Origin of the sequence: Geobacter grbiciae, assembly GCF_018531165.1 — a bacterium.
Classification (GTDB): domain Bacteria; phylum Desulfobacterota; class Desulfuromonadia; order Geobacterales; family Geobacteraceae; genus Geobacter; species Geobacter metallireducens.
Genome location: NZ_JAHDIW010000005.1, coordinates 20,504 through 38,233, shown reverse-complemented (window position 1 = coordinate 38,233; position 17,730 = coordinate 20,504). Strand labels below are relative to the sequence as shown.

The 17,730-nt window shown below is 55.3% G+C and carries 15 protein-coding genes; 14 read left to right on the top strand and 1 reads right to left on the bottom strand.

The genetic code is table 11. The annotated features are described in order from the left end of the window. Positions 1–114: 114 nt before the first annotated feature. From KJB29_RS08380 to KJB29_RS08370, 3 genes are read left to right on the top strand one after another with little or no spacing between them, the layout of a single operon-like run. Positions 115–378, top strand: a complete 264-nt coding sequence (locus KJB29_RS08380; RefSeq protein ID WP_004513831.1) for a flagellar FlbD family protein — start codon at positions 115–117, stop codon at positions 376–378. Positions 379–429: 51 nt separating this feature from the next. Then, positions 430–1,194 carry a flagellar motor protein gene (locus KJB29_RS08375; RefSeq protein ID WP_215734217.1) on the top strand — a complete coding sequence of 255 codons (765 nt, stop codon included), beginning with the start codon at positions 430–432 and terminating at the stop codon, positions 1,192–1,194. A gap of 6 nt (positions 1,195–1,200) precedes the next feature. Beyond that, positions 1,201–2,004 (top strand): OmpA/MotB family protein, encoded by an 804-nt coding sequence (locus tag KJB29_RS08370; protein WP_004513829.1) that lies wholly within the window; start codon positions 1,201–1,203, stop codon positions 2,002–2,004. 84 nt (positions 2,005–2,088) lie between these two features. Here KJB29_RS08370 and KJB29_RS08365 read toward each other — a convergent pair whose 3' ends face one another. Next, positions 2,089–2,868 (bottom strand): PilZ-like domain-containing protein, encoded by a 780-nt coding sequence (locus KJB29_RS08365; protein WP_215734216.1) that lies wholly within the window; start codon positions 2,866–2,868, stop codon positions 2,089–2,091. A 370-nt stretch (positions 2,869–3,238) separates the two neighbouring features. Between KJB29_RS08365 and pseB the strand changes: the two genes are divergently transcribed. The 11 genes from pseB to KJB29_RS08310 all read left to right on the top strand — a co-directional run bounded on the left by pseB (position 3,239) and on the right by KJB29_RS08310 (position 17,720). After that, positions 3,239–4,267 (top strand): UDP-N-acetylglucosamine 4,6-dehydratase (inverting), encoded by a 1,029-nt coding sequence (gene pseB, locus KJB29_RS08360; protein ID WP_215734215.1) that lies wholly within the window; start codon positions 3,239–3,241, stop codon positions 4,265–4,267. Next, complete coding sequence (pseC, locus tag KJB29_RS08355; RefSeq protein WP_215734214.1) at positions 4,264–5,460, top strand: UDP-4-amino-4,6-dideoxy-N-acetyl-beta-L-altrosamine transaminase; 1,197 nt, start codon at positions 4,264–4,266, stop codon at positions 5,458–5,460. Before pseB ends, pseC begins: the two co-directional genes overlap by 4 nt. 40 nt (positions 5,461–5,500) lie before the next feature. Further along, a complete protein-coding gene (locus KJB29_RS08350; protein ID WP_215734213.1) occupies positions 5,501–7,519 on the top strand; it encodes a glycosyltransferase family protein in 2,019 nt (672 codons plus the stop codon). 221 nt (positions 7,520–7,740) lie between these two features. Then, on the top strand, positions 7,741–8,601 hold the full coding sequence (locus tag KJB29_RS08345) for an N-acetylneuraminate synthase family protein (RefSeq protein WP_215734212.1): 861 nt from the start codon (positions 7,741–7,743) through the stop codon (positions 8,599–8,601). After that, positions 8,594–10,375, top strand: coding sequence for a cytidylyltransferase domain-containing protein (locus KJB29_RS08340; protein WP_215734211.1), 1,782 nt, complete (start codon positions 8,594–8,596; stop codon positions 10,373–10,375). Before KJB29_RS08345 ends, KJB29_RS08340 begins: the two co-directional genes overlap by 8 nt. Beyond that, positions 10,368–11,285 carry a class I SAM-dependent methyltransferase gene (locus KJB29_RS08335; protein WP_215734210.1) on the top strand — a complete coding sequence of 306 codons (918 nt, stop codon included), beginning with the start codon at positions 10,368–10,370 and terminating at the stop codon, positions 11,283–11,285. The genes KJB29_RS08340 and KJB29_RS08335 overlap by 8 nt, the downstream gene beginning before the upstream one ends. Further along, on the top strand, positions 11,266–12,180 hold the full coding sequence (locus tag KJB29_RS08330; RefSeq protein ID WP_246560960.1) for a class I SAM-dependent methyltransferase: 915 nt from the start codon (positions 11,266–11,268) through the stop codon (positions 12,178–12,180). The genes KJB29_RS08335 and KJB29_RS08330 overlap by 20 nt, the downstream gene beginning before the upstream one ends. A 49-nt stretch (positions 12,181–12,229) precedes the next feature. Continuing rightward, complete coding sequence (gene uxaC / locus KJB29_RS08325; protein WP_215734209.1) at positions 12,230–13,651, top strand: glucuronate isomerase; 1,422 nt, start codon at positions 12,230–12,232, stop codon at positions 13,649–13,651. Between the two features lie 4 nt (positions 13,652–13,655). Beyond that, positions 13,656–14,480 carry an SDR family NAD(P)-dependent oxidoreductase gene (locus KJB29_RS08320; protein ID WP_246560952.1) on the top strand — a complete coding sequence of 275 codons (825 nt, stop codon included), beginning with the start codon at positions 13,656–13,658 and terminating at the stop codon, positions 14,478–14,480. Between the two features lie 46 nt (positions 14,481–14,526). Further along, a complete protein-coding gene (locus KJB29_RS08315) occupies positions 14,527–15,741 on the top strand; it encodes an ATP-grasp domain-containing protein (RefSeq protein ID WP_215734207.1) in 1,215 nt (404 codons plus the stop codon). Then, a complete protein-coding gene (locus KJB29_RS08310) occupies positions 15,741–17,720 on the top strand; it encodes a glycoside hydrolase family 57 (RefSeq protein WP_215734206.1) in 1,980 nt (659 codons plus the stop codon). The genes KJB29_RS08315 and KJB29_RS08310 overlap by 1 nt, the downstream gene beginning before the upstream one ends. The last annotated feature ends 10 nt before the right edge of the window (positions 17,721–17,730 follow it).

Genomic DNA, 17,730 nt, shown 5'->3' with positions numbered 1-17,730 from the left:
CCCGTATGGCATGACAGTTGCTGTCCCACATGTGGCTTTCTTTAAAGTATTTCGCAATGCAACCGAAATGAAGAGAGAGAGCTGCCACTATCCCTTCTCGACAAAAGGTGCCCCATGATCAAGCTGACACGCCTTGATGGAAGCGAATTCCTGGTAAATCCCGACCTGATTGAAGCAGTTGAAGAGACTCCGGACACCCACATCACCCTTGTCAACGGCAAGAAGTATCTCGTGCTGGAGAAGGCTCCCGCAATCGTCGACAAGATCGTCACGTTCAAGGCGCTCGTCCTCCATCGGGCCAATCCGGGCAAAGCAAAAAAATACCTTTTCCGCAAGAAGATGACGATCTACCGTCTCTGCTGCCCCCTTGAGGACTGAATCTTGCACAACCCTACACTTCAATTACTTTTCTTACGGGACCACTAACGCATGGATATCGCGACAATCATCGGTTTGGTAATGGGCTTCGGGGCCGTGATCGGAGGCGCACTGATAGAGGGGCTGCACTTGGGCGCCCTCATCCAGCCAACCGCAGCACTCATCGTTCTTGGCGGCACTTTCGGCGCGGCCTTCGTCAGCTATCCGATGAAGACCATTATCGGAGCGGTCAAGGACATCAGGAAAGTCCTCTTTCCTGCCCAGCACGACCCCGAGAAGGTCATCAAGGAGATCATCGGCTACGCGGCCAAGGCCCGGCGTAACGGCCTTATCTCCCTGGAGCAGGAGGCCCAGAACGTCAAGGACGCCTTCACCAAGAAGGGAATCTCCCTAGTGGTAGACGGCATCGACCCCCAGAAACTGCGGGAAACCCTGGAGATCGAGATCGCCTACTACGAGGAGCACTCCAAGCAGAGTGCCGAGTTCTTCGAGGCGGCCGGCGGCTATGCACCCACCATCGGTATCATCGGCGCCGTCCTCGGTCTCATCCACGTCATGGCGAACCTGTCGGACTCCTCCAAGCTGGGTGCCGGCATCGCCGTTGCCTTCGTTGCCACCATCTACGGCCTCATGACCGCCAACATCGTCTGTCTCCCCTTCGGCACCAAGATCAAGCACGGCATCAAGGAAGAACTTATCTGCAAGAACATGATCATCGAAGGGCTCATCGCCATCCAGAACGGCGAAAACCCCCACTTCATCGAGCAGAAGCTGAAGGCCTTCATTCAGGAAGGCGGCGAGAAGAAAGGGAAGTAATCGCCCATGGCAAAGCCGAAGAAAGAAGAAAAACACGTTAACCACGAACGGTGGCTCGTCTCCTACGGCGACTTTCTCACCCTTCTCTTTGCCGTGTTCGTAGCACTCTACGCCATGGGACAATCGGACAAGAAGAAGGTGGAACAGGTCATGATGTCCCTGCGGGAATCCTTCGGCTTCACCACTATCCAGGGTTCCGCGGCCAAACCGGTGGTGATCGACTCCACCGACATGCGGATCATCCCCACCATCACCCCCGACCTCATCAACAAGGGACGGAGCCAGGGGCAGAAGATGGGGGGGAGGGCACGGGCGGAAGAAAAGGATTTTCGGGCCATCAAGGCAGCCATGGAGGCCTACCTGGTCAAGCAGGGGGCCCAGGCCAAGGTCAGCGTGGGGATCACCCAGAGGGGGCTCGTGGTGAGCCTCAAGGAGGCGGGGTTCTTCGATTCGGGAAGCGCCATCGTGCGCGAGAGCGCCTATCCCCTGCTCGCCAAGGTGGCGGAATCATTGGCCGGCTATTCCAATGCGGTCAGGGTTGAAGGGCACACCGACACCATGCCCATCAGTTCTCCCCTCTTCCCCTCCAACTGGGAACTCTCCACGGCACGGGCCACCAACATCGTCCACTTCCTGACCAAATCCTACGATTTCCAGCCGTCCGCCATCTCGGCCGCCGGTTTCGGCGAATATCGCCCCATTGCCGACAACGCCACCGCCGAAGGGCGGTCAAAAAACCGCCGGGTCGATATCGTGCTCCTCTCGGGCGAAGGGGAAAAGGCGGAGCCGGAAACGACGCAAAAACCGTAACGGCTGCGGATACGCACGCAAAAAGGGCCGGGGAGATTTCTTCCCGGCCCTTTTTGCGTGCAAACGACGCCGACTGCCCGCTTATTATCGAACCCGCTCGTTCTTTGCCATGAGCTCGCGCCGCTGCTCGTTGAAGAGGTAGGAGATAATCGCCTCCCGGTCCCGGTCAACAATCATGATGAACTTGAGTGACATGGAGTAGTGCTGGCCCGGCTCCCGGCTCAGGGTTATCTCCTGGCAACGGAGCGCCTCGGCGACCACATAGATGACGCGGGGCTGGGGAAGCGGTAGAAAGAGGGTCAGCTTCACGAGGGTCCCCGATTCCACCAGACGGGAAACCCGCAAACGCATCCCCCCGCCACTCAGGTTAGTCCTCACCGGAACAACGTCCTCGCCGTCCCAGTCAATGACCTTTGGGCCGTCACTGGTGGGCACCAACTCGGGGGGACGGCAGAATACCTTCCGGTCCGAGTTCCAGTCGACCTCCGCATCCTCGGGGGCAACAGTATCGAGCACCTTGTAGAGTACCGGAAGCGACACGTCAAGCCGGAAGTACTCGCGCCGCTGGGTCTCCTTGACCTCACCAACCAGCCGGATGGAAAACTGACGGTCATCGCGGACCGTCTCGACCTTGGCGTCACAGCGGCACAGGGCTCCGCCGGTCCAGACCGACACCCATGTCTCGGCCCCCACCTGCACCGCTCCCCGCGGCGGCTGTTCATTGCCGTACAGTTCGAGCCAGGCGAGGTCCCCCTTGAGGGAAGTGATGGCGGCAGTACCGTCGAATGATCCGCCTCCACCGAGACGGATGGCAACATTGATCTTCTGGAGCTCTTCAAAGTAATTGCTGTATTCCGTCGACATCTACAGGGAATCCTCAAGGAAAATGTAAATGAGCAGCAATCCGGGGCACCGGATTCATAGCATACTGTATTTTATCGGCATCATGCGACATTTCTTTAGTTCCATACTTGCCCCCCCGTGTCAAGAGATACTAATCCTTGACCACTCCGCACCCCCATCGAGAGTCAAAATTCAGTCATCCGTCGTTTTTCATTGAAATCGCGGCAGATTTCCAACACAAAATCCCCTCAATAACAGACGGTTTTCCAGCGACAGCACCGCCTCGTTTCTGTTATTTTGACACACGACTACCGGCACCGTACTTGCAAGACTCCACAACAACCCAACACAGCGTATCTCCCACACGATTACAGCAACCAACGGAGCGGACATGCTTACAGGAAAATCCATTCTCGTTACCGGGGGCACCGGATCATTCGGCAAGAAGTTCATCGAGACAATCCTCACATCGTACCCCGAGATTAAACGGGTCGTGGTCTTCTCTCGGGACGAACTGAAGCAGTTCGAGATGGCGCAGCAATTTCCGCCCGACAAATATCGCCAGATACGCTACTTCATCGGCGATGTCCGAGACAAAGACCGGCTCTATCGGGCCTTCGAAGGGATCGACATCGTGGTTCACGCCGCCGCCCTCAAGCAGGTGCCGGCCTGCGAGTACAACCCCTTCGAGGCCATCAAGACCAACATCCTCGGGGCACAGAACATCATCGAAACAGCCGTCGAACAGGGGATCGAGAAGGTGGTCGCCCTTTCCACCGACAAGGCAGCGGCCCCCATCAACCTCTACGGTGCAACAAAGCTCTGCTCTGATAAACTCTTCGTGGCGGCCAACAACTTCAAGGGGAAGAAAGACATCAAGTTTTCCGTGGTCCGCTACGGCAACGTCATGGGGAGCCGCGGCAGCGTCATCCCCTTTTTCCTGAAAAAGAAGCGCGAAGGGGTCCTCCCGGTCACCGACGAACGGATGACCCGCTTCAACATCACCCTTGAAGACGGAGTCAAACTGGTGCTCAAGGCCCTGGACATCATGTGGGGAGGGGAAATTTTCGTCCCGAAGATTCCGAGCTACCGCATCCTGGACGTGGCCAAAGCCGTCGACTCGGGGTGCCGGATCGAGATCGTCGGTATCAGGCCGGGGGAGAAACTGCACGAAGAGATGATCACCACCACCGACGCCCTGAACACCATCGAGCTCAAGGATTACTTCGTTATCCTCCCTTCCATGCCCCTTTGGGACACAGAACAGTTTACAAAGAACTTTGATGGACGCCACTGCGCCGACGGCTTCGCCTACAACAGCGGCACCAACGCCGACTGGCTGAGCGTCGAGCAGCTGAGGGACTTGATCTACACGCACCTCAACCCTGACATCAACCGCCGCAAGGACGACTTCGCATGAGCAGCGCCCCGATTCCCTACGGACGCCAGAGCATCAGCCCCGCTGATATTCAGGCCGTCGTCGACGTTCTCAATTCCGACTGGCTCACCCAAGGCCCCACAGTGGAGCGCTTCGAGCAGACCGTGGCCGGCTACTGCGGCACCGCCCATGGCGTGGCGGTGAACAGCGCCACCTCGGCCCTCCACATGGCTTGCCTCGCGGCGGGGCTCGGCCCCGGCGACATCCTCTGGACCTCCCCCAACACCTTTGTGGCCTCCGCCAACTGCGGGCTCTACTGCGGCGCCACCGTGGACTTCGTGGACATCGATCCCCGCACCTACAACATGAGCGTCGAGCGGCTGGAGGAGAAACTGGAACGGGCCGCGCGGGAAGGGAAGCTGCCGAAGGTGGTGATCCCGGTCCATTTCGCGGGGCAGTCGTGCGACATGGAGGCCATCGGCCGCCTTGCCGGGCGGTACGGTTTCACCGTCATCGAGGACGCCTCCCACGCCATCGGCGGACGGTATAAGAGTGAGCCGGTCGGCAATTGCCGCCATTCCGCCATGACGGTCTTCAGCTTCCACCCCGTCAAGATCATCACCACTGGCGAAGGGGGGATGGTCCTGACTAACAGCGCGGAACTGCACGAGCGGCTGGTCCGGCTCCGCAGCCACGGCATCACCCGCGACTCGGCCCTCATGGCGGGAGAATCCCACGGCCCCTGGTACTACGAGCAGATCGAACTTGGGTTCAACTACCGGATGACCGACATCCAGGCGGCCCTGGGGGTGAGCCAAATGACGCGGCTGGATGAATTCGTGGAGAGACGGCACCACCTGGCGAAGCGGTATGACGAGGCACTTCGCGATGTCCCGTTTGTTCTGCCGTTCCAGCATCCCGATAGCTACTCCGCTTTTCACCTGTATGTCATTCGCCTCCAGGCTGGAGAGCCCGGCAGCAGACACAAGGGGCGGAAAGCGGTGTTCGAGGCTCTCCGGCAGCGTGGCATCCTGGTTAATGTTCATTACATCCCTGTGCATATCCAACCCTACTATCGCACAAACGGTTTCGATGCAGGAGATTTCCCTCAAGCGGAACAGTATTACCGGGAAGCGATCACTCTGCCGCTCTATGCCGGCCTCGCCGAGATCGACCAGGACCGGGTCATAACAGCACTCCAGGAGCTTCTATGCCCCCCTTCGACGCCGAAATAACCGGATGGACAAGGACAAATACGAGGAGGTCGACTAACGCATGAAAGTTGCAATTTTCAGGACATCCGGGGTTATTGCCCCTTTCGTCATAGATGGATACATCACCGGATTTCGCGAAGCAGGCCATGAAGTTTGGGGAATCGACCTGACTACGGAAGGACTCGACTTTACCAAACTACGCTCTTTTCAGCCTGATTTCGTTCTTGCCTATGGTTACAATGGGTTCTGCAAATCGCCCAACGGTTATGCCCTCCGCGAATTGGGAATCCCGCTGGTCTCGCTCCATTACGATTGTCCCTATCTAGCGAGAAACGATGGACTCTCCGACGAGATCAACAATTTCCCTGAATATTATTATGAATTCGTCTGGGATGATAGTTTTCTGGAGTTGCTTCGGAATGACGGGACGGAGAACTGCGACCATATTCTTTTGGCAACTGATCCTACCTGGTTTCACCCAATCGCACTCGACTCTCCCTGCATAGAATCTTCAGTCTGTTTTGTCGGTGGAGTATCGGCTCACGTTGAACAGAACTGTGTAGGGATAGAACTGGTAGACAAATTCATTGACGAGGTAATCTATTCCAAGCTCCATAACATGGATGTTCCCACATTCGAAATCTGCAAACAATTTTTCTCTGCCTCGGAGTTTCGCGCTGTCCACCAAGTGTACACGACTGAACCCGCCAGTTTCTGGCAGATGATCTATTACAAGATTCACGGCAAGGGCAGCCCCATCATGAGGAAATATATCCTCGACAGCATTGAAGGCGTGGAGCTGCACATTTATGGCGGAGGGAATGGTTGGGACAAACCGAACGCCATTTTCCATGAAAAAGTTCCCTACGGCACTGAACTGTCAAAGGCATTCCAGCAATACGCATTGAATCTTAACATCTCTTCCCTGCAGCTTGAAAAAGCCATCAACAATCGACCGTTTGACGCTTACGCATCCAAGGCATTCATGCTGAACGATTACCGGGACGACATGATTCGGGCTTTTCCTGCGCACTGGGAAGAGATCACCTTCAGAAATCTCGACGAATTTGCGGAGAAAGGTGAGTATTTCCTTACGCATGTGCAGGAGCGGCGAGAACTGATTGCCGACCTGTACGATTATACCCTCCGCCACCATACCTATCGGCACCGGGCCGACCAGATAGTGGAAAAACTTGCAGCGATCAACTTTTTGAACCGCCCGCAACAACCAAAAACTCAAACGTCGCGCAGCATACTGGCAATAGATGAAGATAACTATGCCGATTACTGCAAAGACTTGAACACATGCCCTGTTTGTGGAGGCAGGGAATTCAATTTAAAGTTTTCGTTCCTGGGCCATGAAGATTACAAATCTACCTTTGATCAATGCATGGATTGCCAGGCGGTCTTTCTCAATCCTTGCCCCACAGATGAATACCTGACCAAATTTTACAATGAGATTTACTATTCCCCCCAACACAGACAGAAAATGGGATGGGATCCGAATCTGGACACGTCAAATCCAAACTCGTTTTTTCTCCATCAGCGACGGATGGATTTTGTCGAAAAGTATGTTCCAGAAGAGTTGAAATTCCCCCGAGGCAAATTACTGGACATTGGCTGCTCCACCGGGGCGTTCCTCTGGGAAGCCAGCCTCAGGTATTGGGATGTATGCGGCATCGAGATTTCAGACAAAGCCGCAGAAGTTGCGCGAGAAAAGTATGGTTTGGCGGTAACCACGGGAACACTGCTCGAATCCAGCTTTGACGACGAAACTTTTGATGTTGTCACCGCGTGGGATGTCCTCGAACATATTGCAAATCCCGCACCTTTTCTAACCATTCTCCGCAGAATTCTCAAGCAAGGGGGGCTCATCCTGCTCAATACGCCCAACATAAATTCGGCCGATGCCGCATATGCCGGCGAGCAATGGCGTCATCTCGACGCCCCCCTCCATCCCGTGCTCTATGATTTCATCTCGATAAGAATTCTATTGAAAAAGTATGGATTCCAGTGTCTTGAAGTGAGTTCTGGCGACGAATATCACGGACAGATGAAAATTGCTGCACGGAAAGCATGAACAGGTCAAACATTATTGACCTCCAGAAGACTCTCAAGACTCTCAACCCTGCTGGCAGCCCCTTGATCTTCGCAAAGGGCATTGCCTCGAGACGGGAAGCTTCTGTGGAGAAACCATTTTGCCTTTTCTTCTCGCCCGACTGAAGAGTGTAGATAAGGAGTGGGTATAGTGATATTTCAAAAGGCTCTTGAACCAATTACAGGCCGACTTCAGGAGAACACATGAGCAGCCCCCTTTTCGTAGCAGAGGTATCCAGCAATCACCACCGCGACCTGGAGCGCTGCTTTCGCTTCATCGACACCGCAGCGGCCGTAGGCTGTGGAGCGGTAAAGTTCCAGCTTTTCCGAGTCGAGGAACTCTTCGCGCCGGAAGTTCTCGCCAAGAGCCACGTGCTCAGGGCACGGAAAGCATGGGAACTCCCCGTTGAATTTCTCTCTCCCCTCGCCGAGAGGTGCCGAAAGCAGGGGATTCAGTTTTCGTGCACCCCCTTTTACCTCCAGGCGGTAGAAGAGCTCTTGCCGTATGTGGATTTTTATAAAATCGCATCGTATGAGCTTCTCTGGAATGACCTATTACGGGCATGTGCTGCGACCGGAAAACCCGTGGTCCTTTCAACAGGGATGGCCACACTGGACGAGATTGGCGGCGCGGTGGAAACGCTGCGCACAGCGGGGTGCAAGGACCTCACCCTGCTACACTGTGTTTCCGGGTATCCTGCCCCCCCAAAAGAGTGCAACCTCGCAGCCATTGAAACCATTCGCTCACGCTTCGGTTGCCCGGTAGGCTGGTCAGATCATAGCGTCTCCCCTGCAGTAATCCAGAGGGCTGTGCATTATTGGAAAGCCAGTGCAGTGGAGTTCCATCTTGACCTGGAAGGTGAGGGAGAAGAGTTCGCGACCGGCCATTGCTGGCTCCCTGACGGAATCAAAGCCGTCATTACTGATGTGAGCATTGCTCTGTCTGCAGATGGCACAGGAGAGAAGGTGCCCACCCCCGTTGAGCTTCCTGACCGCGAATGGCGTGCCGACCCTTCCGACGGCTTGCGACCTTTTCTGCATGTAAGGAACGAATGGAATGGCTAAAAAGAAAATTGTAGCTATCATTCAGGCCCGCATGGGCTCTTCGCGCCTGCCGGGAAAGGTGCTCATGCCAGTGGCGGGCAAACCGCTGCTTGAGCATATTATTGACCGCCTTCGCCGCAGCCGCACCTTAGACGACATTGTTATCGCCACATCGGATAGGCCATGCGATGAGCCTCTTGTGGAGTTTGCCAAGACACGGGGAATTACCCTGGTGAGAGGTTCCGAAGAGAATGTCCTCCTGCGCTTTAACAAAGCAGCGAAAGAGGTCGATGCCGATGTAGTCATCCGGGTTACCGGCGATGCCCCCCTTGTTGATCCGGAAGTGATGGACCAGATGGTACGGAGACTTCTGGAGGAAGGGGCTGAATATTGCACGGCGGAGGCAGGAGTTCATTCGATCCATGAAGGGTTCTGCACCTTCACCCGTGAAGCCCTGAAGAGGCTCATGGCCGAAGCCCCCGATGATCCGGTGGCCATCGAGCACGTAACGGCCTACTTCGTTGCCCATCCTGACAAGTTCCGGATTGCACGGATTCCAATAGGTAGCGAACACCGCTTCGAAGGCGCCCGACTGTCTGTCGACACTCCGGCGGATGTGCAATTTTTCGATGAACTTTACCGACTTCTCGGCGTTCCTGCGGGGGATGCCGATATTGCCGACGTCGTACGACTTCTCAGGAACAATCCTCACCTGCTTCAAATCAATCAACATGTCTATCAGAAAAAAGCAACCGACCGGAGCCACAAGGTTCTCATTCGTTGCGACGGCGATAGTCGTACCGGCCTCGGGCATGTGGTTCGTTGCCTGGCTCTTGCAGGAGAACTGCGAGAGAAGCAGGGCTGCGGTATAATCTTCGCCATGGCCAGCGGCGAACCCGGCATGAAAATGGTACGCCAAGCGGATTTTCCGCTCGAACGGCAGGAAGGTGCAGACGAAGGGGTATGGATGGATGGACTGATTTCGCGCCATCACCCCGACGTCCTGATACTCGATATACGGAACGATTTGCCCGTGGAGAAAGTCGATTCCTGGCGCGAGGATGGCATTCTGGTCGTTGGCATAGATGATCCTACGCCTCGACGCCTTGCAGCCGATCTCCTTTTCTATCCTCCCATCCCTCAGATTTCAGAACTGAATTGGAATAATTTCAACGGTGAGATCTACAGCGGTTGGGAGTGGGTTTTACTCCGTAAACAATTCTGCGCGCCCTGCCCCCCGCACGACAACAATCCTCCAGCACTCCTTCTCACCATGGGAGGAAGTGACCCTGCGAATTTCACTGTCAGGGTTCTCCGCGTACTGGACGAATTGCAGAATGATTTTGAAACGATCGTGGTTATAGGGGCAGGTTTTGTCCATGAAGATGACCTGCAGCAGTTTCTCGCCCAAGCTCGACGCCACTACCGTATCGAACGGGAAGTAAGCGACATGGCATCACTCATGCGACAGGCCGATCTGGCCATCGCGTCTTTTGGTGTAACAGCTTACGAATTGGCAGCATCCGGCGTACCGGCAGTGTATTTATGCCTGACTCCGGATCACGCCCGTTCGGCCTCAAAGTTTGTCGACGAACGACTTGCTTTCAGTTGCGGCGTACTCGAAGAATGCAGCAATGAGAGGATTATCGAAACGACACTATCACTTCTTGACTCTCGGGAACTCAGACACGAAATGGGACGCCGCGCCTGCGCCACTGTCGACGGGTACGGTGCTACGCGGATAGCCACAAAGATCGTTGAAAAACTGGAAAGGATGCATTCTTCTCATGGCTGAAGAGAAAACCTGGCATGATCATGAAGGTGAAGTCTGCGACTCCGTCAAGGGGTTTGACGTCATCGATTGCAGCAAATGCGGCTTCAAGCATATCGTTCCGATTCCGTCAGCGGAAGAACTGGAAGAGGTTTACCGGCACGAATACTATACATCCGAGAAACCTCTTTACCTGGAACGTTACCGGGAGGATCTGGACTGGTGGAACCTGGTTTATGGTGATCGTTACGACACCTTTGAAGAACTGCTCCCCCAAAATTGCCGCCGTATCCTCGATATTGGGTCAGGCCCCGGCTTCTTCCTGAAACATGGCAAAGACCGCGGATGGGAAACAGTCGGGATTGAACCCTCGGCCCGAGCAGCGGCTCACAGCCGGGAAATGGGCCTCGATATAATTGAGGAGTTTTTCTCGGCCGATACTGCGGTTGAGCTTGGCTTGTTCGATGTTATACATATGAGCGCGGTGCTGGAACACATTCCTCACCCGGCAGAATTTCTCGACATTGTAAGAAAAAATCTTACCCCTGGAGGGGTTCTCTGCATCGTCGTGCCGAACGACTACAATCCATTTCAGTTGGCCCTCCGGGCTGCCTGCAATTTTCAGCCATGGTGGGTGGCTCCTCCACACCACATCAATTTCTTCGACTTCGCATCTCTCGAACAGTTACTGACGCGAAGCGGATTTGAAGTTACGTGCAAGGAATCCACCTTTCCCATTGACCTCTTCCTGCTCATGGGTGACAACTACATAGGAAATGACCCCTTGGGGCGTGCATGTCACGCAAAACGCAAGCAGTTCGAAACCAACCTCTCCGCCGCAGGGCTAACATCAGTAAAGAGATCGTTGTACCAAAGCCTTGCCAATCTCAACATTGGTCGCGAAGTATGCCTTTATGCGCGGCGAACTGATTAAAGGATACGAAATGGTTGCCGAGACAATAAAATCATTTTGTGGAGACAGACAAACTACGGTCTGTCGGATATGCGGAGAAATACTGACCGAAACGACAGTAACGTCGGGTCAGCAGCCTTACGAGACGACCTGGATTCTCTGTGGAGCGTGTGGGTCATGGTCCATAGGCCGCGAACCGGACATTGAGCGCCTGAATGCATTTTATTCTGACTATTCAGTCCACCATAAAATGGCAGCGACAAACACCGACGCAAATGATGGAAAGCGATATAGCGATGAGTGGCGGGAAACCAGAGAGCGGGAATACCGTTTAAGCATCAACGATATAGGTCTAGAGTTGGAGCAAGGCAAAGACCTTGTGGATTTTGGTGCATACGATGGCGTTTTCCTTGACGTCTGCCGGGCAACACAACCGAATCTGGGAAAGTCGACGGCTGTCGATTACCCACGAGAAGACACTCTTCATCTTGCGGCTCGGGGGCACAACTTCGAACCAATCAACGAGTGGATGGCAGGAGAGAGTCTAACCGACATCGTCACTCTTTGGGATGTCTACGAACATATAGCCGATCTCCCCGGATTACTGACAACACTCTCCCGGAGAGTGAAATCAGGAGGTCAGGTTCTTATCCAAACTCCCCACGCCCATGTTCATGCCCAAATTTTAGGACCGCAATGGCACCATTTTCTTCCTGTTCAGCATCTTCAGCTTCCAAGCAGGGAAGGCATTCTGCGTCAATTTGATCGTTACGGGTTTACCGCCGTTCAAGTTGCGTCATTTGGGGCAAACGCCCCTGGAAGTATCATACCGCAGCCCTACAAGCAGTTGTTCGATACGCTGGCCAAACTGGGTGATCTAGGCTCGACACAGTTGATCCGTTTTGTTCGGCGCTGATGTCTAAGCGATTTGACACTGATTCTCAAATGCAGGAAAAGGAATCATCATGACGATTAGGCGTAATTTCACGGCATCTGTAAGAGAAAACGCCCTTACCCTGTACGAGCGACATGCCTCCTTGCCCATCATTGACTATCACGGCCATCTGCCGCCGGCAAGGCTTGCCAGCAATGCCCACTTCAGGGATCTTTCAGAACTGTGGATCGAAGGAGACCACTATAAATGGCGAGCAATGCGGATAGCCGGTGAGCGCGAGGATTTGTGCACCGGCTCAGCGTCGCCAAAAGAACGGTTTGATGCGTGGGCTCGCACCATCACGCGGATGGCCTCAAGCCCAATGCAGGCGTGGTGCCAGATTGAGCTCAAGCGGACTTTCGGCATAACGGCACCGCTGACACCGTCTTCTGCAGAGTGCATATGGGAAGAGGCGAACGCGATGCTCGCGACCGAGGACTTCCGGCCACGGGAGTTACTGGCAAGAGCTGGCGTCGAAGTCCTCTGCACCACTGACGATCCAGCCGACCAGTTGGAAGCGCACCGCCAGCTTGCAGAAGATAAGGGGGTCTCTTTTCGGGTTTTCCCGACCTTTCGCCCTGACTCCGCGCTTTGCCTCCACACCCGCCAGAATTTTCACGATTGGCGCTCACGGCTCGAAGCATGTTCCGGCATCACAATAGAGTCGTTGCAAACATTCATGGAGGCGCTTCGGGTCCGATATGAATTCTTCCACAATCTCGGATGCCGGGTCTCCGACCATGGGATGGACCGGTGCTACGCAACTCCTTGCTCGGACGCCGAAGCCACCACCATCTTCAGCCGGTTGCTTTTAAGTTCTTCCGATATCGGCGCTGATGATCTCGAAAAATGGCGCAGTTGGTTCATGCGCCAGATCGCAGAATGGAATCACGAATCCGGCTGGACGATGATGTTGCACCTTGGGGCTCGCAGGAACAACAACTCCCGAATTTTTTCATCATACGGCCTGGATGCAGGTTGCGACTCTATAGGAGATTTCCCGCAGGGGGAGTCTCTCGTTGCGTTCCTCGATCAACTGGACACCTCCGAGCGGTTGCCGAAAACGATTCTGTTCAATTCGAATCCCCGTGACACGTTAATGTTCGCGACCATTGCCGGAAGTTTTTGGGGAGAGGGAATTCGAGGGAAAGTTCAGCACGGTCCCCCTTGGTGGTTTCTCGACCAGATATACGGCATAGAGGACCACCTGAACGCTCAATGCGCTGTTGGTGTTCTCGGAACTTTCGTCGGCATGGCATCAGACTCCCGAAGTTTTCTCTCAACGGCCCGTCACGAATATTTCCGTAAAGCCATAACGCTACGTTTGGCTGACGATCTGGAATCCGGTCTTTTCAACCCCGATCAGGTTGACATCGATGAGTTTTGCCGTGACCTTTTCTATGCTAATGCACAATCTTTCTTCGGATGGAAGGGAGCCCATGGGAATTCTTAGTGGCATGAACATCGTCGTTCTGGGGGCAAGCGGGGTCTTGGGGCGGGCCTTCGCCCAAGCAGCAACGGCAGTAGGGGCGGCCTGCATCGTCGCGGGGCGAAAAGATCCCGAGATCTGCCTCCCTCACCTGCCAGTGGACGTTACCGACCCGTCTTCGGTCAGCAACTTCTTCACCGCTCTGGGAAGACGCAACCTCCGCATCGATGTGGCCTTCAATTTTACTGGGACACACCATGCCGTGATGAAGCTCGGGCAAGAAGATATTCCAGAGCTTCTAAACGACTGGTCGCGAGTCATAAACACAAACCTCACCGGCGCATTTCTTCTGACAGCCGGATTCGCGCGTCTATTTGTCAAGCAGCGCCACGGTCATCTCGTCCACTTGTGTTCCGATGCATCCAGGGTTTCCCTGGAAGGTTCTCACGCCTATGTCGCATCAAAACATGGACTTGAAGGTCTGGTCAAGAGCGCCGCAGCACAACTGGCCCGGTTTGGGGTCCGTGTCAACGGATTGGCCCCGGGGACCGTTGAAACACCGCTCAATCGGCACTTGCTGCGGGATGATGCAGGGAAACTGTCACGCCGGGCGGCTTCGATACTGGCGCATACCCCCACCAAACGGTTCGCTACGGTAGAGGGAGTCGTGGAATCGGCCATTGCCCTATGTATCCCCCAACGGCACCTGACTGGCAACGTGATTTTCTGCGATGACGGATACGTTATAGAAGGTCACTCGTGGCCCGACGGGACATGGGCGGCATACCAGAGCCCAGAAACGTTGACCGATCTTCTGCACTTCTATGACGACCCTGAATCAAACCTGGAATAAAAGATTCCAACAGCCCAAGAGTAACCATCAGGTAAGGAATTTCCCCATGAACTCTGAAAAACGCCCCGCCATTCTCGTAGTCAGTGCCGGCATAATGCAGATACCCGCATTAGAGCGCGCCCGCGCCCTCGGATACTATGTCATCGCCAGTGACCGCAATCCCGAGGCCCCCGGGTTCCAACTGGCGGACGAGCACCTCGTACTGGACGTCAAAGATGTCGAGGGGCATGTGGCATGGGCGAGGGAGCACGGGAAAAGGGTTGGGCTGAAAGGGGCCTTTGCTGGCGCAGATGTGGCAATTACGGTTGCAGCGGTCTGCGAGGAACTCGGCCTGCCAGGGGTTCCGGTGGAGGTGGCCAGGCGGTCGAACAACAAGGCCCTTATGAAAGAACGATGGCTGCGGGACAAAATCCCGACCCCATGGAGCGCCGAAGCGTCGACGCTGGAGGAAGCTCAAAAAATTCTTGTTCATACAGGCTTTCCTGCCATCGTAAAAGCAGTTGATGGCGCTGCATCACGGGGGAGCATGCGCATCGACCGGCCTGACCAGCTTCCCGCCGCCTTCAAAGCCGCCTGCGCCACCTCGCGAACCGGGACGGCAATTATCGAGCAATTCGTAGTGGGGAAAGAACAGAGCGTCGAAACCATCATCTGGAAGGGGAAGCATTATCACGTCAGTCTGGCTGACAGGCACTTCGGTTTCGCTCCCTACGCCATAGAAACAGCCCATGTGGACCCCTCGAACCTCGACAAGGAAACACAAAAGCGCATCTGTGAGGTCGTCGATGCTGCTGCCGACTCGTTGGGTATTGATTTTGGCCCCGCGAAGGCCGACATGATACTGACCGATCAGGGGCCGATGATACTCGAGATGCCGGCACGGCTGAGCGGTGGATTCCATTCCCAGTACACGACACCTCTGAGTTCCGGGAAAGACCCAATCAAAGCCGTCATGAAGTTGGCCATGGGAGAGCAACTGGACGAGAACCTCCTTGCCGCCAAGCATGATAGGACATCCATCTGTGCAGGAATTTTCCCCGAACCCGGCGTGATCAGATCCATCAGGGGAATAGAAGAAGCGCACGCACTACCCGGGATCGAGCAGATATTGATTACGAAGGCTGTAGGTGATCGGGTTGAGCCCATGATAGACAACGGTAAACGGTGCTGCTGGGTGATCGCTGTTGGCGAGGATGAAAAAGACGCGTGGTCACGCATTGATGCAGCTCGTCAGGTGATCCGCTTCGAGACGGTCCCTTAATGTCACTATCTCTCTATACCATCTTCCACCTGAACCTGGCTTTCTCTTCCATCGAGGAAGAGTTGCGCCCCGAGGTGGTTCTCCGCTGTTACTGGCCTCTGCTTCGGCTGGCCCGCGACCTGAACCTCCCCTTCGGCATCGAGATCACCGGCTATACCCTCGAGACCGTGGCTGCCATCGACCCGGCCTGGGTGGAGGAACTTCGGGAACTCTGCTCGGGGCAATGCGAGCTGGTGGGAAGCGGCTACTCCCAGATGATTGGCCCCCTGGTGCCGGCTGAAGTCAACCGGCAGAACCTGCGCATCGGTAACCAGACCTATGAGCGGCTTCTGGGACTGCGCCCACATATCGTTCTGGTCAACGAACAGGCTTACTCCGCCGGGCTCATCGGACACTACCGCGAGGCGGGCTTCGAGGCCATGGTCATGGAATGGGACAACCCCGCCTACCATCACCCCCAGTGGGATCCGGCATGGCGCTATCTCCCCCAGATCGCCATGGGCCAGCATGGCGAGGAGCTGCCGGTCATCTGGAACAACTCCATATTCTTCCAGAAGTTTCAGCGCTATGTCCATGGCGAACTGGAACTGGACGACTACCTTGCCCTTATCGGCCGGCACGATAACGGCACGACCCGCGCCATCCCCCTCTACGGCAATGATATTGAAATTTTTGACTTCCGCCCCGGCCGTTTCACCACCGAAGCGGTCATGGAGCATGACGAATGGGGACGGATCAGGGAGCTTTTCGAGCGGTTGCTGGAAGATAGCCGCTTCACCTTCATTCCTCCAACTCAACTCCTGTCACTGCTCAATGAACCGGGAGCCGGAAACCGTCTCAGCCTGGAATCCCCCGAAGCGCCCATTCCGGTAAAAAAGCAGGAGAAATACAATATCACCCGATGGGCCGTCACCGGACGTGATGACATCGGCATTAACACCGCCTGTCAACGGATTCACGACGCGCTGCTGACGAAAGGGAATGCTTCGGACCAGGAATGGCGCGAACTCTGCTACCTATGGAGCAGCGATTTCCGCACTCACATTACCTCGCGGCGCTGGAAACGCTATCGCAGCCGGCTGAACTCCTTTGGCCGCCATTGTGGGATAACGCATATAACGAGACTTGTCGAAGGGGGCGTAGAGATCCTCCCCCCTGAAGTCTCCGCTCTGAGCGAAGGACACTACCTTACGATCGAAACGCCAGGGGTGCGGCTCAAGCTGAACCTGCGCCGCGGATTGGCCTTTGACTCCCTCGTTTTCCCCCGAGTCCACGAACGCAGCCTCTGCGGCACCCTCTATCACGGCTATTTCGATGACATCACCGCCGGAGCCGATTTCTACACAGGGCATGTGGTATTCGAAACCCATGGACGGCCCAAGATAACGGACCTGGTGCCGGCTGAACCGGTGGTTCGCTGGCATCCCGACCAGGACACGCTGACGGTGACAGCCACCTTCAAGACTCCCCTTGGCCCCCTGACTAAGCAGATCGGTCTCTCTCCCGCAAGAGATACGATTTCCATCGATTACCAATTCGATTGGTCCTTGATCCCTGTGGGCTCCCTGCGCCTCGGCAACATCACCATAAACCCCGAAGCCTTCGATGCTGCAACACTCTTCTTCCGGGCCCACAACGGTGGGAACAACCCGGAAACCTTTCCTGTAGCAGGCAAGAGATTTTTCCACGGTGAGGCGAGTTCTTTTTTGGTGTCGGCAAAACAGGGGCTTGGCGTGACTGAAGGGATAATCGAGATCGGAGATGCACATTCGATCTTGCAGATTAGCGTAGACCGCTCCCTCTCCGCACTGCTCGGCCTGGTAACCTGCAAGCCGGTAGGTCCGTCATACTTTTTCCGCTGCGGCTTCAGCGCATCGGAAATGGACGAAACAAGCAAACCCAGGCGCAACAGAATCCCTTTGAGGGCGCACATTTCCATATCTGCAGCATCAGCGGAATCTGCCAACCAGCGGAAATAATTAGCGAAAG